This is a genomic window from Pseudomonas sp. R1-1 (assembly GCF_051132135.1).
Lineage (GTDB): Bacteria > Pseudomonadota > Gammaproteobacteria > Pseudomonadales > Pseudomonadaceae > Aquipseudomonas.
This window is the reverse complement of the sequence record NZ_CP071663.1, coordinates 1068573-1093308: the sequence shown is the minus strand read 5'-3', so window position 1 is coordinate 1093308 and position 24736 is coordinate 1068573. Positions and strand designations below refer to the sequence as shown.

Annotated in this window: 23 protein-coding genes, 2 tRNA genes and 2 pseudogenes; 15 read left to right on the top strand and 12 right to left on the bottom strand. The window is 58.4% G+C overall.

The window, feature by feature from the left end; translation table 11 throughout:
* The first annotated feature begins 1 nt into the window (after nucleotide 1).
* The gene (locus J3P75_RS05135; protein WP_434595571.1) at nucleotides 2-307 is read left to right on the top strand and encodes a YkgJ family cysteine cluster protein; all 306 of its coding nucleotides are present in this window, start codon (nucleotides 2-4) and stop codon (nucleotides 305-307) included.
* A 129-nt stretch (nucleotides 308-436) separates the two neighbouring features.
* Here the strand turns inward: J3P75_RS05135 and J3P75_RS05130 are convergent, their stop codons facing one another.
* From J3P75_RS05130 to hemA, 6 genes are all read right to left on the bottom strand, one after another.
* Nucleotides 437-955: an acyloxyacyl hydrolase gene (locus J3P75_RS05130; protein WP_203419470.1), complete on the bottom strand. Its 519-nt coding sequence runs from the start codon at nucleotides 953-955 to the stop codon at nucleotides 437-439.
* A 111-nt stretch (nucleotides 956-1066) separates the two neighbouring features.
* Complete coding sequence (gene murI, locus J3P75_RS05125) at nucleotides 1067-1858, bottom strand: glutamate racemase (RefSeq protein WP_434709525.1); 792 nt, start codon at nucleotides 1856-1858, stop codon at nucleotides 1067-1069.
* Complete coding sequence (locus tag J3P75_RS05120) at nucleotides 1851-2606, bottom strand: molybdopterin-synthase adenylyltransferase MoeB (RefSeq protein ID WP_434709524.1); 756 nt, start codon at nucleotides 2604-2606, stop codon at nucleotides 1851-1853. The genes murI and J3P75_RS05120 overlap by 8 nt, the downstream gene beginning before the upstream one ends.
* On the bottom strand, nucleotides 2600-3430 hold the full coding sequence (gene prmC / locus J3P75_RS05115) for a peptide chain release factor N(5)-glutamine methyltransferase (protein WP_434709523.1): 831 nt from the start codon (nucleotides 3428-3430) through the stop codon (nucleotides 2600-2602). Before prmC ends, J3P75_RS05120 begins: the two co-directional genes overlap by 7 nt.
* Complete coding sequence (gene prfA, locus J3P75_RS05110; RefSeq protein ID WP_434595563.1) at nucleotides 3431-4513, bottom strand: peptide chain release factor 1; 1083 nt, start codon at nucleotides 4511-4513, stop codon at nucleotides 3431-3433.
* The gene (gene hemA, locus J3P75_RS05105; RefSeq protein ID WP_434709521.1) at nucleotides 4510-5796 is read right to left on the bottom strand and encodes a glutamyl-tRNA reductase; all 1287 of its coding nucleotides are present in this window, start codon (nucleotides 5794-5796) and stop codon (nucleotides 4510-4512) included. The genes prfA and hemA overlap by 4 nt, the downstream gene beginning before the upstream one ends.
* Nucleotides 5797-5978: 182 nt before the next feature.
* Between hemA and J3P75_RS05100 the strand changes: the two genes are divergently transcribed.
* The 10 genes from J3P75_RS05100 (at nucleotide 5979) to J3P75_RS05055 (ending at nucleotide 15301) form a co-directional block, all read left to right on the top strand.
* Nucleotides 5979-7703, top strand: coding sequence for a tetratricopeptide repeat protein (locus J3P75_RS05100; RefSeq protein ID WP_206416571.1), 1725 nt, complete (start codon nucleotides 5979-5981; stop codon nucleotides 7701-7703).
* Nucleotides 7704-7706: 3 nt separating this feature from the next.
* The gene (lolB, locus tag J3P75_RS05095) at nucleotides 7707-8324 is read left to right on the top strand and encodes a lipoprotein insertase outer membrane protein LolB (protein ID WP_434709520.1); all 618 of its coding nucleotides are present in this window, start codon (nucleotides 7707-7709) and stop codon (nucleotides 8322-8324) included.
* A 3-nt stretch (nucleotides 8325-8327) separates the two neighbouring features.
* Complete coding sequence (gene ispE, locus J3P75_RS05090; protein ID WP_434709519.1) at nucleotides 8328-9179, top strand: 4-(cytidine 5'-diphospho)-2-C-methyl-D-erythritol kinase; 852 nt, start codon at nucleotides 8328-8330, stop codon at nucleotides 9177-9179.
* A 36-nt stretch (nucleotides 9180-9215) separates the two neighbouring features.
* A tRNA-Gln gene (locus J3P75_RS05085) sits at nucleotides 9216-9290 on the top strand.
* Nucleotides 9291-9335: 45 nt separating this feature from the next.
* Nucleotides 9336-10277 carry a ribose-phosphate pyrophosphokinase gene (locus J3P75_RS05080; RefSeq protein ID WP_090286249.1) on the top strand — a complete coding sequence of 314 codons (942 nt, stop codon included), beginning with the start codon at nucleotides 9336-9338 and terminating at the stop codon, nucleotides 10275-10277.
* A 141-nt stretch (nucleotides 10278-10418) separates the two neighbouring features.
* Nucleotides 10419-11021 carry a 50S ribosomal protein L25/general stress protein Ctc gene (locus J3P75_RS05075; protein ID WP_434709518.1) on the top strand — a complete coding sequence of 201 codons (603 nt, stop codon included), beginning with the start codon at nucleotides 10419-10421 and terminating at the stop codon, nucleotides 11019-11021.
* Nucleotides 11022-11192: 171 nt separating this feature from the next.
* Nucleotides 11193-11777 (top strand): aminoacyl-tRNA hydrolase, encoded by a 585-nt coding sequence (gene pth / locus J3P75_RS05070; protein WP_434709517.1) that lies wholly within the window; start codon nucleotides 11193-11195, stop codon nucleotides 11775-11777.
* A 22-nt stretch (nucleotides 11778-11799) separates the two neighbouring features.
* Nucleotides 11800-12900: a redox-regulated ATPase YchF gene (ychF, locus tag J3P75_RS05065; RefSeq protein ID WP_208939779.1), complete on the top strand. Its 1101-nt coding sequence runs from the start codon at nucleotides 11800-11802 to the stop codon at nucleotides 12898-12900.
* 240 nt (nucleotides 12901-13140) lie between these two features.
* Nucleotides 13141-14748, top strand: a complete 1608-nt coding sequence (locus J3P75_RS05060; RefSeq protein WP_434709516.1) for an anti-phage dCTP deaminase — start codon at nucleotides 13141-13143, stop codon at nucleotides 14746-14748.
* 85 nt (nucleotides 14749-14833) lie between these two features.
* The gene (locus J3P75_RS05055) at nucleotides 14834-15301 is read left to right on the top strand and encodes a hypothetical protein (RefSeq protein ID WP_434709515.1); all 468 of its coding nucleotides are present in this window, start codon (nucleotides 14834-14836) and stop codon (nucleotides 15299-15301) included.
* A 170-nt stretch (nucleotides 15302-15471) separates the two neighbouring features.
* Here the strand turns inward: J3P75_RS05055 and J3P75_RS05050 are convergent, their stop codons facing one another.
* Nucleotides 15472-16683, bottom strand: coding sequence for an MFS transporter (locus J3P75_RS05050; RefSeq protein ID WP_434709514.1), 1212 nt, complete (start codon nucleotides 16681-16683; stop codon nucleotides 15472-15474).
* 333 nt (nucleotides 16684-17016) lie between these two features.
* Between J3P75_RS05050 and J3P75_RS05045 the strand changes: the two genes are divergently transcribed.
* The gene (locus J3P75_RS05045; protein ID WP_434709513.1) at nucleotides 17017-19074 is read left to right on the top strand and encodes a methyl-accepting chemotaxis protein; all 2058 of its coding nucleotides are present in this window, start codon (nucleotides 17017-17019) and stop codon (nucleotides 19072-19074) included.
* A 115-nt stretch (nucleotides 19075-19189) separates the two neighbouring features.
* Nucleotides 19190-19266 (top strand) — tRNA-Met (locus J3P75_RS05040).
* A 67-nt stretch (nucleotides 19267-19333) separates the two neighbouring features.
* Here J3P75_RS05040 and J3P75_RS05035 read toward each other — a convergent pair.
* Nucleotides 19334-19558, bottom strand: a complete 225-nt coding sequence (locus J3P75_RS05035) for a SymE family type I addiction module toxin (RefSeq protein WP_434709512.1) — start codon at nucleotides 19556-19558, stop codon at nucleotides 19334-19336.
* Between the two features lie 79 nt (nucleotides 19559-19637).
* On the bottom strand, nucleotides 19638-20033 hold the full coding sequence (locus J3P75_RS05030) for a helix-turn-helix domain-containing protein (RefSeq protein ID WP_434709511.1): 396 nt from the start codon (nucleotides 20031-20033) through the stop codon (nucleotides 19638-19640).
* A 326-nt stretch (nucleotides 20034-20359) separates the two neighbouring features.
* Here J3P75_RS05030 and ggt point away from each other — a divergent pair, with 326 nt between their 5' ends.
* Both ggt and J3P75_RS05020 read left to right on the top strand, forming a co-directional pair.
* Complete coding sequence (gene ggt / locus J3P75_RS05025) at nucleotides 20360-22192, top strand: gamma-glutamyltransferase (protein ID WP_434709510.1); 1833 nt, start codon at nucleotides 20360-20362, stop codon at nucleotides 22190-22192.
* Between the two features lie 173 nt (nucleotides 22193-22365).
* Nucleotides 22366-22737: a helix-turn-helix domain-containing protein gene (locus J3P75_RS05020; RefSeq protein ID WP_434709509.1), complete on the top strand. Its 372-nt coding sequence runs from the start codon at nucleotides 22366-22368 to the stop codon at nucleotides 22735-22737.
* On the opposite strand, the gene J3P75_RS05015 is transcribed toward J3P75_RS05020, so the two are convergent.
* The 3 genes and pseudogenes from J3P75_RS05015 to J3P75_RS05005 all read right to left on the bottom strand — a co-directional run.
* Nucleotides 22734-23336 carry a flavin reductase family protein gene (locus J3P75_RS05015; protein WP_434709508.1) on the bottom strand — a complete coding sequence of 201 codons (603 nt, stop codon included), beginning with the start codon at nucleotides 23334-23336 and terminating at the stop codon, nucleotides 22734-22736. The genes J3P75_RS05020 and J3P75_RS05015 overlap by 4 nt on opposite strands.
* A 165-nt stretch (nucleotides 23337-23501) precedes the next feature.
* Nucleotides 23502-23939 (bottom strand): annotated as a pseudogene (locus J3P75_RS05010) (methyl-accepting chemotaxis protein); the annotation flags it as partial.
* Between the two features lie 150 nt (nucleotides 23940-24089).
* A pseudogene (locus J3P75_RS05005) lies at nucleotides 24090-24728 on the bottom strand (PAS domain-containing protein); the annotation flags it as partial.
* Nucleotides 24729-24736: the final 8 nt, after the last annotated feature.

The following is a 24736-nucleotide window of genomic DNA, read 5'->3' as shown; positions in this document are numbered from 1 at the left end:
CATGAAAACCATTCCCCACCAACAAATCGCCGAACCGGCGGTCACCTGCTCGACCTGCGCAGCCTGCTGTTGCCAGCTCGAGGTCATGTTGATCACCGACACCGGTGTGCCTGAGCGTTTTATCGATACCGATGAATGGGGCGGCGAAGTGATGCTGCGTCTGGACGACGGCTGGTGCGCAGCGCTGGATCGCGACAGCATGATGTGCACGATCTACGAAAAACGTCCGCTGATCTGCCGCGAATTCGAAATGGGTGCACCGGAGTGCCTTGAGGAACGCAAAGGCATCAGCACGGCCTACCGCTGACTTTTCAAACACCACAAACCAATGTAGGAGTGAGCCTGCTCGCGATAGCGGTGTGTCAGTCAAAAATTGCTTGGCTGACACTCCGCTATCGCGAGCAGGCTCACTCCCACAATGGGAGCTGCGTAGTGCTTACAGCGGCATCGTGTAATGCAGCGCGTAACTCTCTACACCATCGTTATCGCTGGACAGACCGGCGTTGGAATAGTGCGTCGCGCGAATCCCGACTTCATGCCCGCCATTGAAACGCAGGCCGAAACCGATGCGGTCTTCGAACTGGAAGGAGCCACCAAGTTTGTTGTCTTCGTATTCGGTGTTGGAGAACAACGCCACACCGATCCCCGCTTCAACGTACGGCTTGACCGACTGGCCGGCAAACTCGTAAACGAAAACAGGCGAGAACGACAGGCTGTTGTTGCTGGAGGTTTTGTCACCTTCCCAATAGGTGTAAGCGCCGCTCCAGTAGCCGGTCAGGCGACCGACGTCGCTCTGCAGCCAGCTTTTGTCCCAGTCGAAATTCATGCCCAGGCGATAGGTCATGGTCGAATCGCTGGTACCGCCAACGGCGAATTCAACGCCAGCGGCTTGTGCAGAAATGCTTTGCCCCATCAGTGCGGCCGCAATCGCGGCCAAGCAGAATAGTCGCTTCACTTTGAAACTTCCTTTTCCGGAACGATCGTTTGGTTTTTAGTTGCTGCTGTCGCTATAGAAATCTGCGCTCGAACAGAAGTTCAGCTTATTTCGACTTATTTCACATTTTTTTTACAAGTCGAAGTTTTGCACATCCGCGGCGGGTTGGCCCAGCATCGGCAGGATTTTTCTGAAGGACGTCGGATCGGCGCTGGACCAGAACCTCACAGGCTGGCTTGGGCCTGCGGCAAGCAGATCACGTTCACCGAGCAACCGTTGCAGTTGCCGCGCCACGGCAGCGCCAGTATCGATCAGGCTGATATCGTCGCCGATAATCGTCTTGAGTAGCGGCTTGAGGAAGGGATAGTGCGTGCAGCCAAGAATGATTGTGTCGCAGCCCTGAGCCAGTAATGGCGCGACGTAGCCTTGCAATAGCACGCGCAATTGCGCGCTGAGCAGGTCGCCGTTTTCAATCATCTCGACCAGCCCTGGGCACGGCTGGGTGATGACTTTCACGTCGGCGGCGAAGCGATCGAGCAGCGCGGCGAACTTGGCGCTCTGCAAGGTGCCCGTGGTGGCCAGCACGCCGACGACACCGCTGCGGGTTGCGGCGGCGGCAGGTTTGACCGCCGGTTCCATGCCGACAATCGGCCAGTCCGGGAAGTCTCGACGCAGGTCGGCCACGCCGGCCACGGTCGCGGTGTTGCACGCAAGCACCAACGCCTTGGCGCCCTGTTCGCGGAAAAAACCGGCCATCGCACTGCAACGCTGGCGGATGAATTCCGGGGTTTTCTCACCGTAGGGAATGTGCCCGCAATCGCCAACATAGAGCAGCGATTCATTGGGCAGCAAGCGCTGGATTTCCGCCAGTACCGACAAGCCGCCGACGCCGGAATCGAACACGCCGATCGGCGCTTCACGCATGGCGCGAACCACAGACACTGCAGCCCGGATCGCGCTTGACGCGCAATTCGCGGAAACGCGAACCGAGCGCATCGATCAGCAGCAAGCGCCCTACCAGCGGCTCGCCGAAACCAACCAGCATCTTCAGCGCTTCAAGTGCTTGCAGGCTGCCAACCAGACCGACCAAAGGCCCGACCACGCCCGCCTCGCTGCAGGTCAATTCGGCTTCGCTGCCATGCCCGTACAGGCAGTGATAACAAGGGCTCTCGGCACGCCGCGGGTCGAACACCGACAACTGCCCTTCCAGGCGAATCGCCGCGCCGCTGACCAGCGGTTTACCCGCCGCTACGCACGCCGCATTGACGGCCTCGCGGGTGGAAAAGTTATCCGAACAGTCGAGGACCAGATCCACCGCCGTCACCGCGGCTGCCAGAGAGTCCTCATTGAGCGCCTGACGGTGGGCAATCAGATAAATCTCGGGATTGATCGCACCCAGGCGCTTGAGCGCCGAATCGACCTTGCTCATGCCGACACTGTCGGTGTCATGAATTATCTGCCGTTGCAGGTTGGTCAGGTCGACGGTGTCGAAATCGGCCAGATGCAATGCACCGACACCGGCAGCGGCCAGATACAGCGCCACCGGTGCGCCGAGACCGCCGAGGCCGACAATCAATACGCGACTGTCCTTGAGCTTCAGTTGCCCATCGATGTCGATGTGTTGCAGCAGAATCTGCCGGCTGTAGCGCAGCAATTCCTGATCATTCAGCACGGCAGGCGCCCCAGACTGATGCGTTGGTGACCGCCCAGATCGGTGCGGCTGTGAACCTCGGTAAAACCGCGGGTCAGCAGCAGATCGCGCACGGCTTCGGCCTGATCATAACCATGTTCGAGCATCAGCCAGCCACCGGCTTCGAGATGATCCGGCGCCTGTGCGACGATCAAACGCAGATCGTCGAGACCGTCTTCACCGGCGACCAGCGCACTGGCCGGCTCGAAGCGCACATCGCCTTCGACTAGATGCGGATCGGCCGCCGCGATGTATGGCGGGTTGCTGATAATGAGTTGAAAGCGCTGACCAGCCAGCGCGCTGAACCAGTGACTGCTCAGCACCGTGGCGTTGTTCAAGTGCAGGCGCTGGCGATTGCGTTCGGCCAACGCGACGGCTTCGAGCACGCGATCCACCGCCGTCACTCGCCACGCCGGGCGCTCGCTGGCCAGGGCCAGGGCGATGGCACCGCTGCCGGTGCCGAGGTCGAGCACTTTCGCCGGGGTCGCGGGCAGCAGTTCCAGCGCAGCTTCCACCAGCAATTCAGTGTCGGGACGCGGGATCAGCGTGTGCGGTGCCACTTCCAGATCGAGTTTCCAGAAGCCCTGCTGGCCGAGAATGTAGGCCACCGGCTCGCCGCCACGGCGTCGTTGCAGATACTCGGCAAAAATCAGCGCCGCCTCGCTCGGGACGATGCGCTCGGGCCAGGTGTGCAGAAAGCTGCGCGATTTACCCAGCGCTGCGGCGAGAAGCAATTCGGCGTCCAGACGCGCCGTCGGCGAATCCGGCAGTTCGGCGGCGCGCAACAGGCTGGCGATGATGGTCATTTATTCACCTATCGCCGCGAGCTGATCTGCCTGATATTCGGCCAGCAACGGCTCGATGACCGCTTCCACGCCACCGGCGAGAATTTCATCCAGCGAATACAGGGTCAGGTTGACGCGATGGTCGGTGACCCGGCCCTGAGCATAGTTGTAGGTGCGGATGCGCTCGGAACGATCGCCGGAGCCGACCAGCAATTTGCGCTCGCTGGCGATCGCGTTGGCCGCCGCGGCGTTTTGCTGATCGTTGAGTTTGGCCGACAGCCAGGCCATCGCCCGCGCACGGTTCTTGTGCTGGGAACGTTCTTCCTGGCACTCAACCACGGTGCCGGTCGGAATGTGGGTGATGCGGATCGCCGAGTCGGTGGTGTTGACGTGCTGACCACCGGCGCCTGAGGAGCGGTAGGTGTCGACACGCAAATCCGCCGGGTTGATCTCGATGGCTTCGCGCTCGTCCGGCTCTGGCAATACCGCCACGGTGCACGCCGAAGTGTGAATCCGGCCCTGGGATTCGGTGGCCGGTACGCGCTGTACGCGGTGCGCGCCGGACTCGAATTTCAGCTTGCCGTAAACGTTGTCGCCTTCAATGCGCGCGATGACTTCTTTATAGCCGCCGTGTTCGCCTTCGTTTTCCGAGAGGATCTCCACGCGCCAGCCACGGCGCTCGGCGTAACGCGAGTACATGCGGAACAGGTCGCCGGAGAAAATCGCCGCCTCGTCGCCACCGGTGCCGGCGCGAATTTCGAGGAACACGTTGCGGCCATCGTTGGGATCCTTGGGCAGCAACATGCGCTGCAGGTCGGATTCCAGCGTAATCAGCAATTCCTTGGCTTCGCGGACTTCTTCCACGGCCATTTCGCGCATGTCCGGGTCGCTGTCCTTGAGCAGCGCCTGCGCGCCTTCAAGGTCGCTTTGTACGCTGAGCAGCTTTTTATAAGCCTGCACGACCGGCTCGAGTTCGGCGTATTCCTTGGAATAGGCGCGAAATTTCACCTGATCGGAAATGACTTCGGCGTCGCCGAGCAGCGCGGTCAGTTCCTCGAAACGGTCCTGGAGGATGTCCAGCTTGTTGAGCAGTGACGCTTTCATTGCGGTTTTTTATCCGAAAAACTATCCGGTGAGCCCTCAAGGGCAAAGAGTTCCTGGGCCATGGCCAGCGCATCGAGGCGGCCTTCGGCAGAAAGCTTTTTCAGCTGCACGCTGGGCGCATGCAGCAATTTGTTGGTCAGGCCACGGGCCAGTTGCCCGAGCACATCTTCAGCGTTGCCGCCGTTGGCCAGCAGGCGCAGGGCCTTTTGCAGCTCTTCGTCGCGCAGGCGTTCGCTCTGTTGACGATAGGCCTTGAGCACGTCGACTGCCGCCAATTCGCGCAGGCGCACCATGAAATCGTCGGCGCCGACCGACACCATCTCTTCCGCCGCCTGCGCTGCGCCCTGGCGGCTCTTGAGGTTTTCGGCGACCACTTCGTGCAGGTCATCGACGCTGTAGAGATAAACGTCGTCCAACTCACCGACTTCCGGTTCGATATCGCGGGGAACGGCGATATCGACCATGAAAATCGGTTTGTGCTTGCGCAGCTTCAGCGCACTTTCGACTGCGCCTTTGCCGAGGATTGGCAACTGACTGGCGGTCGAGCTGATGACGATATCGCTGCGCACCAGTTCCGCCGGAATATCCGACAGCAGCACGGCGTGGGCACCGAACTGTTCAGCCAACAGGCTGGCACGTTCCAGCGTGCGGTTGGCGACGACGATGCGCTTGACCCCCAGCTCGTGCAAATGGCGGGCGACCAGGGTGATGGTCTCGCCGGCGCCGATCAGCAAGGCCTGGCTGCGCTGCAAGTCACTGAAAATCTGTTTGGCCAGGCTGACCGCGGCAAACGCTACCGACACCGGGTTTTCGCCGATCGCGGTGTCGGTGCGCACTTGCTTGGCGGCATTGAAAGTAGCTTGAAACAGCCGCCCCAGCAGCGGGCCGATGGTGCCGGCCTCGCGGGCCACGGCGTAGGCGGACTTCATCTGGCCGAGAATCTGCGGCTCGCCCAAAACCAGCGAATCGAGCCCGGAAGCCACGCGCATCATGTGACGAACTGCCGCATCGTCTTCGTGCACATAAGCACTGGCGCGCAGCTCGTCGAGACTGAGGTTGTGATAATCGGCCAGCCAGCGCAGCACGATATCCGCCGACAGCTGATCCTGTTCTATATAGAGCTCACTGCGATTGCAGGTGGAGAGGATCGCGGCTTCGCGGCTGTCGGTCAGTCGGCAGAGCTGCTGCAAGGCCTCCACCAGCTGTTCTGGCGTAAAGGCCACGCGCTCGCGGACGTCTACGGAAGCAGTCTTGTGGTTGATACCGAGTGCAAGGAAGGCCATTCAAGGTCGCTGGTGGTGACGTGAAGCCGGCAATTGTCCTACTTCGAAAGATTCAGAACAACTACCGCTGACTATTGTCCCAATTGTCGGCCCCTATAATGGCCACAATCGAGACTCGGTTATGTTTGGCCGAAGGCTTGTGTCATGATGATCCGACCGCAGGTTAGCCGTCCTCTTCCTATATGAATAGATCTTCCGCGTTGCTCCTCGCTTTTGTCTTCCTCAGCGGCTGCCAGGCCTTGGCTCCCGTTTCGCCGAGCGGCACGCCGTCGGTCGAAGACACCACGCCCGCACCTGAAAAGCCCAAGGTTTACGGCTCGTTCAGCGAGGAAACCGTTTTCAGCCTGTTGAGCGCCGAACTCGCCGGCCAGCGCAATCGCTTCGACATTGCCTTGGACAACTACGTGACCCAGGCCATCAACACGCAGGATCCGGGCATTTCCGAGCGCGCCTTCCGCATCGCCGAGTATCTGGGCGCCGATCAACCGGCCCTCGATACCGCGCTGATCTGGGCGCGAAACGCCCCGGACGATCTCGAAGCGCAACGCGCCGCCGCCGTGCAACTGGCGCGCGCCGGGCGTTATGACGACTCCATGGTGTACATGGAGAAAGTCCTGCAGGGCAAGGGCGACACCCATTTCGATTTCCTCGCGCTGTCGGCCGCCGACACCGATCAGGAAACCCGCAACGGCCTGATGAAAAGTTTCGACCGTTTGCTCCAGCGCCACCCGAACAACAGCCAGCTGATTTTCGGCAAGGCCCTGCTGCTGCAACAGGACGGCGACAACAAAGGTGCGCTGGCCCTGCTCGAAGACAATCCGCCGGAAGACGGCGAGATCGCGCCGATCCTGTTGCGTGCACGCTTGCTGCAGATCCTCAACCGTGGCGACGAAGCGCTGCCGCTGCTGCAGAAAAGCATCAAGAAATACCCGGACGACAAGCGCCTGCGCCTGACTTACGCGCGCATGCTGGTTGAGCAGGACCGCATGGACGACGCCAAGGCCGAGTTCTCCAGCCTCGTCCAGCAATACCCGGAAGACGACGAACTGCGTTATTCGCTGGCGCTGGTGTGTCTGGAAGCCAAGGCCTGGGACGAGGCCAAGGGCTATCTGGAAGACCTGATCGCCCGCGAAAGCCATGTCGATTCGGCGCACTTGAACCTAGGCCGCATCGCCGAGGAACGCAACGATCCGCAAGGCGCGCTCATCGAGTACGCCCAGGTCGGCCCGGGCAACGACTATCTGCCGGCGCAATTGCGTCAGGCCGACATTCTGATGAGCAACGGCAAGACCGCCGAAGCACAGAGAAAACTCGGCGCTGAACGTGACGAACAACCGGATTACGCGATCCAGTTGTTCCTGATCGAATCGGAAACCCTGTCGGCCAACAAACACGACGACAAGGCCTGGACGGTTCTGCAGCAGGCGCTGGTGCAATACCCGGACGACCTGAATCTGCTTTACACCCGGGCGATGCTCGCGGAAAAACGCAATGATCTGGCGCAGATGGAAAAAGACCTGCGCCTGATCATCAAGCGTGACCCGGACAACGCCATGGCGCTCAACGCGCTGGGCTACACCCTGTCCGACCGCACCACCCGCTACGCTGAAGCAAAAACCCTGATCGAGCAGGCACACCAGATCAACCCGGAAGATCCGGCGGTCCTCGACAGCCTCGGCTGGGTGAATTACCGCCTGGGCAATCTGGACGACGCGGAGAAATACCTGCGTCAGGCGCTGGAGCGCTTCCCCGACCACGAAGTCGCCGCGCATCTGGGTGAAGTGCTGTGGGCCAAGGGCAATCAACGCGAAGCCAAACAAGTGTGGGGCAAATTCCTCAAGGACCAGCCCGACAGCACCATTCTGCGCAGCACCATCAAGCGCCTGACCGGATCCGAGACTCTTTAACCCATGTTTTTGCGCCACGTTATCGTTTTCAGCTTCATCGCCCTGCTCGCCGGTTGCTCGGGTTTTGGTACTCGCGAATCGGTCGAGGGTCACGGCAGCCCGGCGCAATGGGCCGCCAACAAACAGCAACTGACCGGCCTCGATGGCTGGCAGATCGACGGCAAGATCGGCATCCGCGCCCCGAAGGATTCCGGCAGCGGCACGCTGTTCTGGCTGCAGCGTCAGGACTATTACGACATTCGCCTGTCCGGCCCGCTCGGTCGTGGCGCGGCACGCCTGACCGGGCGCCCGGGCAAAGTCTCGCTGGAAGTCGCCAATCAGGGCCGCTACGAAGCGCAATCGCCGGAAGCCCTGCTCGAAGAACAGCTTGGGTGGAAGTTGCCGGTGTCGAACCTGGCATGGTGGGTGCGTGGCCTGCCAGCCCCTGACAGCAAAAGCCGCCTGAACCTGGACGCAAACAGCCGTCTGGCCAGCCTCGAACAGGATGGCTGGAACGTCGAATACCTCGCCTACACCGAACAGAATGGTTACTGGTTGCCCGAGCGCATCAAGCTGCACGGCACCGACCTCGACGTGACGCTGGTGATCAAGACCTGGCAACCGCGCAAGCTGGGGCAGTAATCGATGACCGCTGCGCGCCTGACCCTGCCCTCGCCGGCCAAACTCAACCTGATGCTGCACATTCTCGGGCGCCGCGCCGACGGCTATCACGAATTGCAGACGCTGTTTCAGTTTGTCGATTACGGCGATGAAATCACCTACGCCGTGCGCGATGACGGCGTGATCCGACTGCACACCGAGTTCGCCGGCGTGCCGCACGACAGCAACCTGATCGTGCGCGCGGCGAAAATGCTTCAGCAACACTCCGGTTGCACGCTCGGCATCGATATCTGGATCGACAAGGTGCTGCCCATGGGTGGCGGCATCGGTGGCGGCAGTTCGAATGCGGCGACAACATTGCTCGGCCTCAATCACCTGTGGCAGTTGGGCTGGGATGAAGACCGACTGGCCGCGCTGGGTCTGACACTCGGCGCCGACGTGCCGGTTTTCGTGCGTGGCCACGCGGCGTTCGCCGAGGGCGTGGGCGAGAAACTCACCCTGGTCGACCCCGAAGAACCGTGGTATCTGGTACTCGTGCCGCAAGTCTCTGTTAGTACGGCAGAAATTTTTTCCGATCCTTTGTTGACACGTAACACACCGCCCATTAAAGTGCGCCCCGTTCCCGAGGGAAACAGTCGAAATGACTGCTTGCCGGTGGTTGCAAGGCGTTATCCAGAAGTACGTAACGCATTGAATTTGTTAGGTAAATTTACCGAAGCAAAACTCACCGGAACTGGAAGTTGTGTGTTTGGGGGCTTCCCAAGCAAAGCTGAAGCTGATAAAGTCTCGGCCCTTCTGACAGAGACCCTTACAGGGTTTGTAGCCAAAGGCAGCAACGTTTCGATGTTGCACCGCAAGCTGCAAAGTCTGCTCTAAAGGAACCAGGTGCTCGGCACTTGATGCAACAGATACAGGGGCGTCGCCAAGCGGTAAGGCAGCAGGTTTTGATCCTGCCATGCGTTGGTTCGAATCCAGCCGCCCCTGCCATTTTCTCTACTCATCCAGGTTACCCTCAGCCTCTAGGTACTGCGCGTGTCCAAGATGATGGTCTTTACGGGGAACGCTAACCCCGATCTGGCTCGGCGTGTCGTACGTCAGCTGCATATCCCTCTCGGTGACATCTCTGTCGGCAAGTTTTCCGACGGCGAAATCACAGCCGAGATCAATGAAAACGTTCGTGGTAAAGACGTCTTCATTATTCAGCCGACTTGCGCTCCGACCAACGATAACCTGATGGAACTGGTAGTGATGGCTGATGCCTTCCGCCGCTCCTCGGCTACTCGTATCACTGCTGTTATTCCTTATTTTGGTTATGCCCGTCAGGATCGCCGTCCGCGTTCCGCACGTGTGGCCATCAGCGCGAAAGTCGTCGCTGACATGCTTACCGTAGTCGGCATCGACCGTGTTCTCACGGTTGATCTGCATGCTGACCAGATTCAGGGCTTCTTCGATATTCCGGTAGATAACATCTACGGCTCCCCGGTTCTGGTGGATGACATTGAAGATCAGCGCTTCGAAAACCTGATGATCGTGTCCCCGGACATTGGTGGCGTCGTGCGTGCACGGGCTGTTGCCAAGTCGCTGGGTGTCGATCTCGGGATCATCGACAAACGCCGTGAGAAAGCCAATCACTCTGAAGTGATGCATATCATCGGTGATGTCCAGGGGCGTACCTGTATTCTGGTTGATGACATGGTCGATACCGCCGGCACCCTGTGCCACGCGGCCAAGGCCCTGAAAGAGCATGGCGCAGCCAAGGTCTTTGCCTATTGCACACACCCTGTGCTGTCGGGTCGGGCCATCGAGAATATCGAAAATTCCGTGCTGGACGAGCTGGTGGTGACCAACACCATCCCGCTGTCCGCTGCAGCACAAGCCTGTGCGCGTATCCGTCAACTGGATATCGCACCGGTTGTTGCCGAGGCGGTTCGCCGCATCAGCAACGAAGAATCGATCAGCGCGATGTTCCGTTAAGGGCTCAGCCCTTCGCGAAATGTTTCGTTGACGAAAAGCGCCCCGCCCCGGCATCTCTGCCGGGGCGGGGCTTTTTTGCCCATACCGTGCTCGGCGCTGGTCGCAAACGCCACGCGGTCATGGCTATTTTGGAGATACAAAATGAACGATTTTACTCTGAATGCTGAAGTGCGTTCCGACCTGGGGAAAGGTGCGAGCCGCCGCCTGCGTCGTCTCGCAAGCCTGGTTCCAGCTGTAGTTTACGGTGGCGACAAAGCCCCTGAATCCATCAGCATGCTGGCCAAAGAAGTTGCCAAACTGCTCGAAAACGAAGCGGCTTACAGCCACATCATCGAGCTGAACGTTGGTGGCACCAAGCAAAACGTAATCATCAAGGCTCTGCAGCGTCACCCGGCCAAAGGCCACGTGATGCACGCTGACTTCGTACGCGTTGTTGCCGGCCAGAAACTGACCGCCATCGTGCCTGTACACTTTGTTGGCGAAGAAGCGCCAGTGAAGAAAGGCGGCGAAGTTTCGCACGTTGTTGCTGAAATCGAAGTGACCTGCCTGCCGAAAGACCTGCCTGAGTTCATCGAAGTCGACCTGACGAAAGCAGAAATCGGCACCATCATTCACCTGTCGGACCTCAAAGCTCCTAAAGGTGTTGAGTTCGTTGCTCTGGCACACGGCGATGACAAGGCTGTTGCCAACGTCCACGCTCCACGTGTTGCTGCAGAACCTACCGAAGAAGGCGCAGCAGAGTAATTCACTCTGTCTAGCCTGAGTGAGCAAGTAACATCGCGGACTGGAACGTAGCGAGAAAGCGGGCGAGAACGCGGAGTTTACATTCATGGTAAATGAGCATCTTTCGTCCACTTTCGCCGCTGTCACAGATTGCGGCGATGTTATTCACCACTCAAAGGAAGGGCCCCTATCGTGACTGCCATCAAACTGATCGTTGGCCTGGGAAATCCAGGCGCTGAATACGACCAGACCCGGCATAACGCAGGGGCCCTTTTTGTTGAGCGCATCGCCCACGCCCAGAACGTGAATCTGGTGGCCGATCGCAAATATTTCGGCCTGACCGGGCGCTATTCGCATCAGGGTCAGGATGTTCGTCTGCTGATTCCCACGACCTACATGAACCGCAGCGGCCAGGCCGTAGCGGCACTCGCCGGTTTCTTTCGCATCAAGCCTGAAGAAATCCTCGTGGCGCACGACGAACTCGACTTGCCTCCGGGCGTTGCCAAGCTCAAGCAGGGCGGCGGCCATGGCGGTCACAACGGGTTGCGCGACATCATTGCGCAACTGGGCAATCAGAATACGTTCTACCGCCTGCGGCTTGGCATTGGCCACCCGGGCGTTGCCAGTTTGGTTTCAAATTTCGTCCTGGGTCGTGCGCCACGCGCCGAACAGGAAAAACTCGATGCCAGCATCGACTTTGCCCTCGGCGTGCTGCCGGATATCCTCGCCGGGGAATGGAACCGCGCGATGAAAAACCTGCACAGCCAGAAGGCCTGACTTTTACCCGAGGGGAAACACCATGGGATTCAATTGCGGCATCGTCGGCCTGCCTAACGTCGGCAAGTCCACCCTGTTCAACGCCCTGACCAAGTCCGGTATCGCGGCCGAAAACTTCCCCTTCTGCACCATCGAGCCGAACAGCGGCATCGTGGCGATGCCGGATCCGCGCCTGCAAGCGCTGGCGGAAATCGTCAATCCGAAGCGCATCCTGCCGACCACCATGGAATTCGTCGACATCGCAGGCCTGGTGGCCGGCGCCTCGAAAGGTGAAGGTCTGGGCAACAAGTTCCTCGCCAACATCCGCGAAACCGACGCGATCGCTCACGTCGTGCGCTGCTTCGAAGACGAAAACGTGATCCACGTTTCCAACAGCGTCGACCCCAAGCGCGACATCGAAATCATCGACCTGGAACTGATCTTCGCCGACCTCGACAGCTGCGAGAAGCAACTGCAGAAAGTCGCGCGCAACGCCAAGGGCGGTGACAAGGAAGCCGTGGTGCAGAAGGCGCTGCTGGAGCAACTGATCGCGCACTTCACCGAAGCCAAACCGGCGCGCAGCCTGATGAAGAACATGAGCACTGACGAAAAGGCAGTGATCAAGGGCTTCCACCTGCTGACCACCAAGCCGGTCATGTACATCGCCAACGTCGCTGAAGACGGCTTCGACAACAACCCGCACCTGGACGTGGTTCGCGCCATCGCCGAAGAAGAAGGCGCCATGGTCGTGCCGGTCTGCAACAAGATCGAAGCGGAAATCGCCGAACTCGACGACGGCGAAGAAAAGGACATGTTCCTTGAGGCCCTGGGCCTGGAAGAGCCGGGCCTGAATCGTGTGATCCGCGCCGGCTACGAAATGCTGCACCTGCAGACCTACTTTACCGCCGGTGTCGAAGAAGTCCGCGCCTGGACCGTCAAGGTCGGTGCCACCGCCCCGCAAGCCGCTGGCGTGATTCATACCGACTTCGAAAAAGGCTTCATCCGCGCCGAAGTCATCGCCTACAACGACTTCATCCAGTACAAGGGCGAAGCCGGTGCCAAAGAGGCCGGCAAATGGCGTCTGGAAGGCAAGGAATACATCGTCAAGGACGGCGACGTGATGCACTTCCGCTTCAACGTCTAAAAAAGTTAAATTCTTCAGCTTTCCAACCATAGAAATCTAAAGAAGGCTCATTTTTTGCCTGATTTCTGATGGACCGTTAGGCGCGAGGCTGGATTCCTCCCAAAATCACAGTCGGAAATGATTTCGCTGAGATATTTTATTCGGCGCTAATTTTATCGTTCTATGATTAACACATTGCTTCTCTCACTGCTAACGTACATAACGCACTGAGAAAGCGACAACTCAAAAGGAATTTTGAAAATGGCGGTAGCTCGACAGGCAGTTCAATTTGCATCGAATGAGAGCAGAAAGGGTTCGAACACGATTTTGAAAGAAATCGTAGCAAATGAACTCATTTTTGCAGTCGTTGGCCCGGCGGGCTCCGGAACGAGCTGGATTGCAAAAGCTCTTGAGCAACGACTAAAAACTGCAATAACTGATGTCGAAGTTACCGTTCTCAAAGCAAGTGCAGCCATTGAAAGCTGGGCAGTGATGCATGAAACGGAAATAAAGTCAGAATCAAAGCTGGCGCGAGCCCAATCCTTACAAGATGCAGGCGATAAAATACGCAGCATAGACACTGCCGGAGTCGCCGTCAGCTTAGTTTCAGAAATAAAAAAAATCCGTCTCGCATCGGAAAAAGATTTGACACCGTCCGAGGCTGGAAAAAAATTTCGGGTTTATATACTTGACTCCCTGAAACACCCTGCAGAAGTTGAATTATTAAGAAGTGTGTACCAAGAGGCTTTTTGTCTGATTGGCGTAGTCTGTGAAGAAGGGATGAGGCATTCCCGCCTTCGAGACAGCAAATGCCGCGTTTCCGCGGGGTCCGAAATTGATAATTTTATTGCTAGGGATGAAGACTCCGGAATTAATAACGGCCAAAAAGTTACCGATACATTTCATCTAGCGGACTTCTTTATCGACAATACGGCCTCCCGGTTTTTAGACCAAGAGCGTAAAAAAGAAAATCCGCTCTGGGATGTCAATGATGAACTTGGCCGCCTGATAGATATCTTAACGCACTCTAAAGTTGTCCGACCGCTCCCTAGCGAAACAGGAATGTTTCATGCTTATGGCGCGCAAATGACTAGTGCATGTTTGTCGCGTCAGGTCGGCGCAGCGTTAATGGATAAGTCTGGCAATATAATATCTACGGGCACTAACGAAGTACCGAGCGCGGGAGGGGGCGTATACGGTAGCAATTTCTCTACACAAACTGGCCAAACACCTCACGACCACCGCTGTGCATATACCAACGAATATTGCAGTAGCAACCAATATCAAGAAACGATCGTAAAAGAGCTCATTGATACCATCCCTGAGCTGAACGCTCTTAAGTTGAGTGATCTCAAGCTCCAGCTAAAAAAAACGGGAATTGGGCGTCTTCTTGAGTTCAGTAGAGCTGTGCACGCAGAGATGGATGCCCTACTAAGTGCCGCCCGCAAAGGTGCATCGCCAGTAGGTGGTAGACTATTTGTTACAACCTATCCTTGTCATTACTGTGCTCGGCACATTATTTCTGCCGGTGTGGACGAAGTTCAATACATTGAACCATACCCAAAAAGCCTCGCATTCAAGCTACATAGCGATGCAATAGCTCAGTCAATCGATGGCTGGGTGGCACCTAGTGACATCATAATTAAGTCAAGCGACAAAGAAGATCACCCGAGGGTTTTGTTTCGCCCTTTTACTGGGGTGGCGCCAAGGCTTTATAAACGCGCATTTATAAAAAATCGTCCGCTAAAAGACAGTTCCGGAAAAATGTTTATTGGAGAGCCTGAGTGGGCATCCGGCCTCCTTCGCATTGACTATAAAGAGATTGAAGATCGCTTGACTGCCAATCTCATGAGCCCTACAGATGAGTAATTACGCTCCTAAAATACGGAGACTTCACTCAGTCCCCGTTTCAGACAGCTCTCCACGAACTCGATCTAAAATTGAGGAAGCCGTTATGAAGTTTTCAGAATCCCCATCAACAAACGGCACAGTTGTTCTGATGCGAGAGCCAGAAATGACTAAAAGCGGCGCCTTTTTTGAGTTCGCCAAAAAGTATCAACCTTGCCGCATTCTAGACTTAAGAATTTTCCCTAGGCTAGACTTTTTTGCAGGTTCAAGAATTAGGACTTTTAAACTTTTTGAAGAGCTACACATTGAATATTTAGACTTTTTTGGTAGGGCCGCCATAAACCCGAACAACTCTACCAACGAAGCCACCACGGCAAAGATCGTTGAGTTTTTGAATTTATTTCTTGCAAACCAAAATGAGAACAAGGGGCCGACGATTCTGTTTTTCGACAATGATAGTTTACTTCAGGAATGTAAAAAAAGATTACCAAGCTGCCTACCAAAAACACTTCCCGCTACGAAAATGAATGTTGCCGAATATAAGTCTGGCTTTCTCTCTATGTGCCTACGTTAATGATCCTGCGAAAAGCCGCGTTTGATACGCGGCTTTTTTGTGCCTGAAACATTCTCCGTCACACCACATCCCCCTGCTCGCGAAGAGGGAGTACCAGTCACATCTCTGCGGATGACACACCGCATTCGCGAGCAGGCTCGCTCCCACAGAGGATGTCTGTTGAATCACGCCTATTTCGTGCGTGGCAGGAAAATCGCCAGCACCCCGAACAACGGCAAAAACGAACACAGGAAATACACATACTCAATCCCGTGTATATCCGCCAGATGCCCGAGCAACGCCGCACCAATCCCGCCGAAACCAAACATCAAACCGAAGAACACCCCGGCGATCATCCCGACATTACCCGGCACCAGCTCCTGTGCGTACACCACAATCGCCGAAAACGCCGAAGCCAGAATGAAGCCGATCACCACGCTGAGCACGCTGGTCCAGAACAGGTCGACGTGCGGCATCAGCAGAGTGAACGGCGCCACGCCGAGGATCGAGAACCAGATGACTGCCTTTCGGCCGATCTTGTCGCCGATCGGCCCGCCGAAGAACGTCCCCGCCGCTACCGCACCGAGAAACAGGAACAGGTGCAATTGCGAACTGGCCACCGACAGGTCGAATTTCTCGATCAGGTAAAAGGTGAAATAGCTGGTGAGGCTGGCCATGTAGAAATACTTGGAAAACACCAACAGCCCCAGCACCACCAGCGCGCTGATCACCCTGCCCTTCGACAAGCCGTGAGTCGGCGCCTGGCCGGCCTTGAGCTTGAACAGGTTCAAGTGATGGGCGTACCAGCGGCTGATGCGGTACAGCACGAACAGTGCAAACACCGCGAACAGGCCGAACCACGCGACGTTGCCCTGACCGAACGGAATGATGATCGCCGCCGCCAGCAACGGCCCGAACGCGGAACCGGCGTTGCCGCCGACCTGAAAGGTCGATTGCGCCAGACCGTAACGCCCACCCGAAGCCAGTCGCGCAATCCGCGAGGCTTCGGGGTGGAACGTCGAGGAGCCGATACCGATCAGCGCCGCCGCCAGCAGAATCAAAGGAAAGCTGCCGACCATCGACATCATCACGATGCCAATCAGCGTGCAGATCGAACCGGCCGGCAGCAGCCAGGGTTTCGGGTGTCGATCCGTGTGATAACCCACCCACGGCTGCAACAGCGACGCCGTCAATTGGAAAGTCAAAGTGATCAGGCCGACCTGGGTAAACGTCAGGCCGTAACTGGCCTTAAGCATCGGATAGATCGACGGCAGCACTGACTGAATCAGGTCGTTGATCAAATGCGCCAGCGCCACCGCGCCGATGATGCGCATCACCAAAGGGCTGCTCTGTGGAGCAGCGGTCGCCGAGGCAGCGGCGGTCTGAGCGTTGCTGATAGCCATGGAAGTTTCCGGACAGCAGAGGGGTGCCCGCAGGCAGGTGCGTCAATGTGCCATTTTTCGGTGCATCTGCGCTATCCCCTTAGCCAGCTAACTAACTGACGGATCGTCGACTGCAAGGTGATAGCGCAACGCCATGGTCTGAATCTTGCCTTGCTTCTCTGCTTGAACGCGGCCGCCTTACAAAGACGACCGACAATGGGAAGTTTCGCTACAGAGCCGGCCTACAGAGCGGGCAAGAGTGAACTTTCGAGGCCTTTTAGCAGGGCACAACATCAAGGTCGAACGACCGTGGTGCACGCCAATGGTGCGTGGTGTCCAGGGGAGTCATGGGGCATGCAGGCTTTTCTTTCGCCGGGGATCAAATTGCTGGGGCGATTTGGCTTCGCACGTAAATTCCAATTGTTGTTTCTGCTGTTCATTCTGCCGTTGGCCGGTAGCCTGTTGATGATCGGCCAGGACTATCGGGAAAAGCTCACTCTGATTGCCGGCGAACGCGCCGGCGTGCGCCAATTGCTGGCGCTGGATGCGCTCGACAACCTGCTCGCCGCGCAACGCGACCGCGCGGCCCGCTGGCGCGCCACGGAAACCAATCGCCAACCGACGCCGGCCACTCTCGCCGCGATGGGCGCGTTTGACGCCGTACAACCGGCCGTACAGCAAGCCACGACGGATTTGGGAAACGCCCTGAAAAACGAAGGCGCAGAAGGCGAAACCCTCACCCGCTATCAAGCGCTGCAAACCGCACTCAATGGTCTGGATTCGAAAAGCCTCAGCAGCGTCGGCTGGTGGCCAGACGGCTACGATCGATTCACCAACGCCCTCAGCGCCTTGCAAGCACTACGCGAACAGATCGTCATGGACAATCGCCTGACGCTCGCGCCGTGGCTGGAAACTTATCTGCTGACGCAGATCTCCACGCAACACGCGCCGGACCTGATCGAGCGAATCGGCCGCCTCGCCGCCGTCGGCCAGGCCTCGGTGGTCTCCGGCCAGTTCACCCTGCAGAGTCGCTTGCAACTGCGTGATCTGCGCAGCCGCATCGGCGACGCCCGCGAGCAACTGGTCAAAACCGCCACGCTGCTCGAAGCACGCCTGCCGAAAGATCAGCAGATCTGGGCCAGCCAGTACCACGACAGCCTCAAACACCTCGACAGCGGCTTGAAGGTGCTCGACGACGGCGTGTTCGGCGGCAGCATCAATCTGAAACCGGAAGACTTCGAGCGCAGCCTCGACGCCCTGCTGACCGACCTAGCGTCCCTGCGCCAGCAATCGCTGGTGTCGCTGGATCAACGGCTCGATGCTTATCACAGCTCGGCGATCCGTCAGTTCATCTTGGTCGCGGCGATCTTCGGTTGCTTGCTGCTCGCGGCGCTGTACCTGTTCATCTGCCTGCAAGCCTCAATCCGTCACAGCGCCAGCGGCATCACTCTGCTCGCCGAAGCCCTGCGGGACGGCAATCTGAGCCTGCAAGTGCCGGTGGTCGGCCGTGATGAGTTGGCGGCCATCAGCACCGCGCTCAACGTGGCCGTGGTGCAATTGCGCAGCAGCATGCTCGGTGTCGATCACGAGACCTCGCAACTGAGCAACGCGGTACGCAGCCTCAACGACCATTCCAGCGGTGCGCTCAGCGAAGTCGAGGCGCAGCAGTTGCAGATCAGCCAGATCGCCGCAGCGGCCACGCAACTGGCCGCTACCTCGCAAGGCGTCGCACAGAGCTGCGAACAAGCCTCCGGCAGCGCCCAGCACACCCGGCGCATCGCCGCCGACAGCAGCCGCGACAGCCAGCGCACCACCGCGAGCATTCAGCAGCTCAATCAGCGCTTGAACGACACAGCCGCTGCATTGGGCCGAGTCAGCGAACAAGGCCAGCAGATCCAACTGGTCGTCGACACCATTCGCGGCGTCGCCGAGCAAACCAACCTGCTGGCGCTAAACGCGGCCATCGAAGCGGCACGTGCCGGTGAACAGGGCCGTGGCTTTGCCGTGGTCGCCGACGAAGTGCGCAGCCTGTCACAACGCACCCAATCGTCCACCGCACAGATCGCCGGCACCGTCGACAGCCTGCGCGCCACCGTCAATGAAGCAGTCAGCCTGATGGAAGCCGCGTGCGGCCAGGCGCAATCGGACGCCGCCGCCGTCACCGGCCTCGGTGAACGCCTGGGCGAAATTGCCAGCGCCGTGCAGAGCGTCACCGACACCCTGGCGCAGATCGCCACGGCGGTTGAGGAGCAGGCGAGCACCGCCGATGAGGTCAGCGGCAACATCCAGCAGGTCGATCAAGCGGCGGTGCGTTTGCTCGAAGGCGCACGGGCAGTGAACGTTGCGGCGGACACGTTGAGCCAGGGCAGCGAGGCCTTGAGCGCCAATACCGCCAGATTCCGCCTGCGCTGACACCCTCCCCGGCCCCGATTTCCGGGGCCGGAGGATAAGCGGTTGAAAATAAGAAGAAATATTTTGGATTTACGCTTGACGCTTTTCCATTTCAGGGGAATAATGCGCGCCACTTGGCTACATAGCTCAGTTGGTTAGAGCATAGCATTCATAATGCTGGGGTCCGGGGTTCAAGTCCCTGTGTAGCCACCAAGTACTAAAAACGGCTTACCGAAAGGTAGGCCGTTTTTTTATGCCCCGAGAAAAGTCGACGCGACTCTTATTCCGCTGTAATCACCAGGCACCCTTTCATCACTCGCACTTTCACGTTCTCGTTCACCTCGAATCCTGCCTGTCTTAACCACAGTCCGCGTAGCCTGATCCAGGGCACCAGTTTGGCGGGGCTGTGAGGTTTATCCTTTATGTGGACCGGGTAAAAGTCTGCGGCGATTTTCAACCGGCGTTCAGTGATGGGGGTTGATGACGTATGATCGGCCTTAGCCATAATTAGCTCCTTCTTAGCTGCTTGTGGTTAGCGGGCCAAAGTGTTGGTAGCACCTTGGTTCCGCGTTTTTTTAGTTACTTCAAACTTCTCTTTCTTCGTTGCTTGCCTTGCTAGTTGCTTGTGCGATCAGGGCATCGAGCATCTGCGCTACGACCTTCTGCTGGACTTTCGGCAGCTCATTGATGGACTGCAGCCGTCGATACCAGGTCGAGGTCAAGCTGCGTCTGGGCGTTTCCGTGTACGAGGGAACCCCGAGCAGCTCTTCAACAGGAACGCGCAGCGCAAATGCCATCTTCACCAGTGTCGTGACCGGCATGCTGCGCGTGCCCTCTTCGTAACCCTGAAAGGTCTGCCGAGAAAGACCTAAAGCCCGTGCAAACCGAGTCTGTGTGATCTCGTGCACTGTGCGTAAATGAGCAATGCGACTGCCCATCGCCACCAGAAAAGCGCGGTCCTCCTCATTGGAAACGCTCATGACGATGGCCGACTGGAAATGGAGTTGAATAACAACGGACTTGCACCTCTACCTGAAATCCATCCTGGGAAATTCAATAGAAAACATCCTCAGGCAAGGGTGCGTAGGTTGTCGACCTGAAAAGTCTGTAGGAGAAATGAATGGCAAATACCAACCCAGAGCGGAGTACTACAAGTACAAAACCTTTGATTTGACTGAGCCTATTACGAGAAGCCCGAGTGATTCCGAAACACTTTGACCAAGGATCAGATCCTCACCCGGTTTGCACCCCCACCGCCCGCTCGCTAAAGTCCCCCAACACTTTATCCCACGGACGGAGAGCCCGCGTGTTTTCAACCCTGCCCCTGAGCCGCTTTCGCCTGCCTGCCCTGACGCTGCTTGTCAGCGCCCTGACCCTCACCGCGTGCAACGCCCCGCCCTCCTCGACGTTGCCGCTGGCACCGGAAGCGGCTTCTGGTTACCGCACCGATCTGCAAACTCGCCACGCCAGCAAACACATGGCTGCTGCCGCCAATCCACTGGCTGCCGAGGCCGGTCGGGAGATGTTGCGCCAGGGCGGTTCGGCAATTGATGCGGCGATTGCGATGCAGGCGGTGCTGACGCTGGTCGAGCCGCAGTCGTCCGGGATTGGCGGCGGGGCGATGATCGTGTTGTGGGACGGTAAACAGGTGCGCACCTATGACGGTCGCGAAACGGCGCCGGCCGGCGCAACCGAGAAGCTGTTTCTGCAAGCGGACGGCAAGCCAATGGCCTTCGCTCAGGCGCAGATTGGCGGCCGGTCGGTCGGCACGCCGGGGGTGTTACGTGCGCTAGAGCTGGCTCACAAACAACACGGCCACCTGCCGTGGGCCAGGTTGTTCGAGCCAGCGATCAAACTGGCCGAGCAGGGTTTTGCGATTTCGCCACGCCTGTATTCGCTTCTTGCCGCTGATTCGGCGCTGCGCCAGTCGCCCGACATGGCCGCCTACTTTTTGAACAGCGATGGCAGCGTCAAAGCCGTCGGCACGCGCCTGCAGAATCCGGCTTTGGCCGCAGTGCTCAAGCGCATCGCCAATGAAGGCGCAGATGCGTTTTACAAAGGTCCGATCGCTGAGGAAATCGTCGCCAAGGTCCAGCGACACGCCAACCCTGGCAGCCTGTCGCTGACCGATCTGCAACGCTATCAAGCCAAGGAGCGTGCGCCGCTGTGCACGGACTACAAACGCTGGCAGGTGTGCGGCATGCCGCCACCGTCGTCGGGCGGGATCGCCGTGGCGCAGATTCTCGGCACGTTGCAGGCGCTGGAGACCCGCGACCCACGCCTTTCTCTCACACCGCTCAAACCAGTGAAAACCGACAAACCGGCCGGCATTGAACCGGATCCGCAAGCCGTGCATTTGATCGCCGAAGCCGAACGGCTGGCCTACGCCGACCGCGCGCAATACGTCGCCGATACTGACTTCGTGCCAGTGCCGGTCAAAGGCTTGGTCGATCCGAATTATCTGGCCAGCCGCGCCAGCCTGATCGGCGAACGCAGCATGGGCACTGCCAAACCGGGCACTCCGCCGGGCGTGCAGGTGGCGTACGCGCCGGATCGTTCGCCGTTGCGCATCTCCACCTCGCAAGTGGTCGCGGTGGATGACCTTGGCGGCGCGGTGTCGATGACCACCACCATCGAAGCCGCATTCGGCTCACACCTGATGGTTCAGGGCTTTCTGCTCAATAACCAGATGACCGATTTCTCGTTCATCCCCGAAGAGAACGGTCAGAAAGTCGCCAACCGCGTCGAACCCGGCAAACGCCCGCGCTCGTCGATGGCGCCAACGCTGATCTTTGATCGCCAGAGCGGCGAATTCGTCGCCACGGTCGGCTCGCCTGGCGGTTCGCAAATCATCGAATACGTGGCCAAAACTACCATCGGCCTGCTCGACTGGAACCTCGACGCACAACGCGCCATCAGCCTGCCCAACTTCGGCAGCCGCAACGGCCCGACCGAACTGGAACAGGGCCAGTTCAGCCCGGCGCTGGTACAGGCGCTGAAAGACAAAGGGCATACCGTGAGCGAAATCGACATGACCAGCGGCACCCAAGCCATCGTGCGGGTAAAGGATGCGCAGGGGAAGGTGTCATTGGAGGGCGGCGCCGATCCACGGCGTGAAGGCGAAGCGCTGGGCGACTGAGGCTACGATGTAAAAAGAAAAGGCTTACCGGGTGGTAGGCCTTTTTTGTTGCCGATAGGTTCTGTTCATCTGCGCCCCGTCGCTTTTTCCTACCTCGAAGATCAACTGAGGCGGATACAGTAAGTGACCGTTCAGCGGCAATCGACGTTGATATCGTCGCAATGGAGTAACCCATGAACATTCATCCAATTCATACGGAAGAGGAATATCGTGCAGCACTCAAAGAGGTGTCGGCATTTTTTGACAATGAGCCGGAACCAGATACGCCTCAAGGGGATTACTTCGACGTAATGATCACCCTTATCGAAGCTTATGAGGCCAAACAGTTTCCGCTCGACTTACCTCATGCAATCGAAGCCATCAAGTTCCGCATGGAACAATCGGGACTCTCGGCAGCAGATCTGGCACCCGCCATTGGCAGGACGAACCGAGTGTATGAGGTCCTTAATGGCAAGCGTGCGTTGACGCTTCCCATGATATGGAAGCTCCGCGAATTATTCGGAATTCCAGCAGAGAGTCTTATCAAACCCGCAAAGCTCGGCTAATCGATCGACAACGTCTTGCCATCCACCGCATCACCAATCTTCAAAAAATGGCCCCCGGCAACATGGTGCAGCGTGCGCAAGCCGTCGTGCCCGTCGAAATGCCAGCGCCCTTCGCTGAACACCCGCTCGTCGGCATGGGCGGCGATGACTTCGGCGAGGAACAGGTCATATTGCTGGTGGTTGCGGGGTTCCGGCAGCAGGCGGCATTCGAGCCAGGCGACGCAGCCGTCGAGCAGCGGTGCTGCAACCTGTTCGCCAATGAAGGTCTGCAGACCGTAGGCCTGAAATTTGTCCCGTCCCTTGCTCTGGGTTATTTCCAGCCCCGAGGTGTTGCCGACGGTTTGCACGATGTCGGCTTGATCGGCGCAAGGAACGTTGAGTACGAAGGTGCCCGAGGCTTCGAGCAACTGGCGGGTCCAGGTGGACTTATCGAGCACCACGGCGACTTTCGGCGGTTCGAAATCCAGGGGCATGGCCCAGGCGGCGGCCATGATGTTGCGCTGGCCATCTTGGGCCGCGCTGACCAGCACGGTCGGGCCGTGATTGAGCAAGCGGTAGGCTTTGTTCAAGGGTACCGGGCGACGGTGGGATTCGCTCATGGGGGTCTGCTCCGCGGGTAAAGGAGCCGATTGTAGCGCTGCGACTGGAGAAACACAGAACCTGTGGGAGCGAGCCTGCTCGCGAAAGCGTCGATTCACGCAACGCTGCTGGTGACTGACACACCGCCTTCGCGAGCAGGCTCCACACAGTTGATCAGCGGGGTGTTAGTGCGATAGCTGATTGGCGAACTGCCCCACCGCGTCCACGACTTTCTGTGCTCCGTCCTGAATCTCGACAATCACCGTCCCCGCCTCTGCCGCCAGCGCCAGGCCTTGCTCGGCCTGCAGCTTGCCGTCGGTCATCAGCGCCACGGCATTGCGGGCCATCTCCTGGTTCTGCCGCACCACGGTGACGATCTCTTCGGTCGCCTGGCTGGTGCGCGAGGCCAGTTGACGCACCTCGTCGGCGACCACGGCAAAACCCCGGCCCTGCTCGCCGGCACGGGCGGCTTCGATCGCGGCGTTGAGCGCCAGCAGGTTGGTCTGTTCGGCAATGCCGCTGATGGTTTTGACGATGGTGCCGATCACCTGCGACTGCTCGTTGAGCGCTTCGATGCCCTCCCCGGCGGCTTGCATGTGCCGCGACAAGTCACGCATCACGTTGACCGCCTCGGTGACCACCGTCGTGCCACGTTGCGCAGTGCTGTCGGTTTGTTGCGAGGTGCTGTAGGCGATGCTGGCCGCATCGGCAACGGCTTGTTCGCGGTTGACCTGATCGGTGATGACCGTGGCGAACTTCACCACTTTGTACAGTTTGTCGTTGGCATCGACCACCGGGTTGTAGGACGCTTCCAGCCAGACATCACGGCCATGGCTGTCGATACGCTTGAAACGACCCGCGACAAATTCGCCATTGTTCAAGCGCCGCCAGAAGTTCTGATACTCGCCGCTGTTGTATTCCTCCGGCGCGCAGAACGTGCGGTGATGTTTGCCCTTGATCTGCGCCAGGCTGTAACCCATGCCGTTGAGAAAGCGATCGTTGGCTGTCAGCACGTTACCGTTGAGATCGAATTCGATCACGGCGGTAGAGCGCACCAGCGCGCCGATCAGGTTTTCATGCTCGCGAGAGGCTTCGATAGTACGGGTCAGGTCGCTGGCGTAGAACGAAATATGTCTGATCCGGCCATCGGAAGAACGCACCGGCTGGACGATCGAGCGCAGCCACGCCTCCTCGCCATTGCCACGCACCAGGCGCACGGCTCCGGCAAAATGCTCGCCACGGGTCATTGCGTTCTTGAAGCGCAGATGGAATTCGTTGGTTTTGACGTGGGCCGGGACGATGTCCTCGAGCGCCCGGCCGATCAGGTCCTGGCTCTTGTATAGCATCTCGCCAAGGAAGTTCTGGTTGACCGAACGAATCCGCCCGTCGGGCTCAAGGGTCAGCGCCAGCATTTCGCTTT

Coding starts and splice junctions, on each gene's coding strand:
- J3P75_RS05055 (WP_434709515.1), top strand. CDS start 14,834: ATGAAGTTTTCAGAATCCCCATCAACAAACGGCACAGTTGTTCTGATG.
- J3P75_RS05020 (WP_434709509.1), top strand. CDS start 22,366: ATGAACATTCATCCAATTCATACGGAAGAGGAATATCGTGCAGCACTC.
- prfA (WP_434595563.1), bottom strand. CDS start 4,513: ATGAAAGCGTCACTGCTCAACAAGCTGGACATCCTCCAGGACCGTTTC.
- prmC (WP_434709523.1), bottom strand. CDS start 3,430: ATGACCATCATCGCCAGCCTGTTGCGCGCCGCCGAACTGCCGGATTCG.
- J3P75_RS05035 (WP_434709512.1), bottom strand. CDS start 19,558: ATGGCTAAGGCCGATCATACGTCATCAACCCCCATCACTGAACGCCGG.
- J3P75_RS05060 (WP_434709516.1), top strand. CDS start 13,141: ATGGCGGTAGCTCGACAGGCAGTTCAATTTGCATCGAATGAGAGCAGA.
- J3P75_RS05135 (WP_434595571.1), top strand. CDS start 2: ATGAAAACCATTCCCCACCAACAAATCGCCGAACCGGCGGTCACCTGC.
- J3P75_RS05015 (WP_434709508.1), bottom strand. CDS start 23,336: ATGAGCGAATCCCACCGTCGCCCGGTACCCTTGAACAAAGCCTACCGC.
- ychF (WP_208939779.1), top strand. CDS start 11,800: ATGGGATTCAATTGCGGCATCGTCGGCCTGCCTAACGTCGGCAAGTCC.
- hemA (WP_434709521.1), bottom strand. CDS start 5,796: ATGGCCTTCCTTGCACTCGGTATCAACCACAAGACTGCTTCCGTAGAC.
- J3P75_RS05030 (WP_434709511.1), bottom strand. CDS start 20,033: ATGAGCGTTTCCAATGAGGAGGACCGCGCTTTTCTGGTGGCGATGGGC.
- murI (WP_434709525.1), bottom strand. CDS start 1,858: ATGCGTGAAGCGCCGATCGGCGTGTTCGATTCCGGCGTCGGCGGCTTG.
- ispE (WP_434709519.1), top strand. CDS start 8,328: ATGACCGCTGCGCGCCTGACCCTGCCCTCGCCGGCCAAACTCAACCTG.
- lolB (WP_434709520.1), top strand. CDS start 7,707: ATGTTTTTGCGCCACGTTATCGTTTTCAGCTTCATCGCCCTGCTCGCC.
- J3P75_RS05045 (WP_434709513.1), top strand. CDS start 17,017: ATGCAGGCTTTTCTTTCGCCGGGGATCAAATTGCTGGGGCGATTTGGC.
- J3P75_RS05100 (WP_206416571.1), top strand. CDS start 5,979: ATGAATAGATCTTCCGCGTTGCTCCTCGCTTTTGTCTTCCTCAGCGGC.
- J3P75_RS05050 (WP_434709514.1), bottom strand. CDS start 16,683: ATGGCTATCAGCAACGCTCAGACCGCCGCTGCCTCGGCGACCGCTGCT.
- J3P75_RS05075 (WP_434709518.1), top strand. CDS start 10,419: ATGAACGATTTTACTCTGAATGCTGAAGTGCGTTCCGACCTGGGGAAA.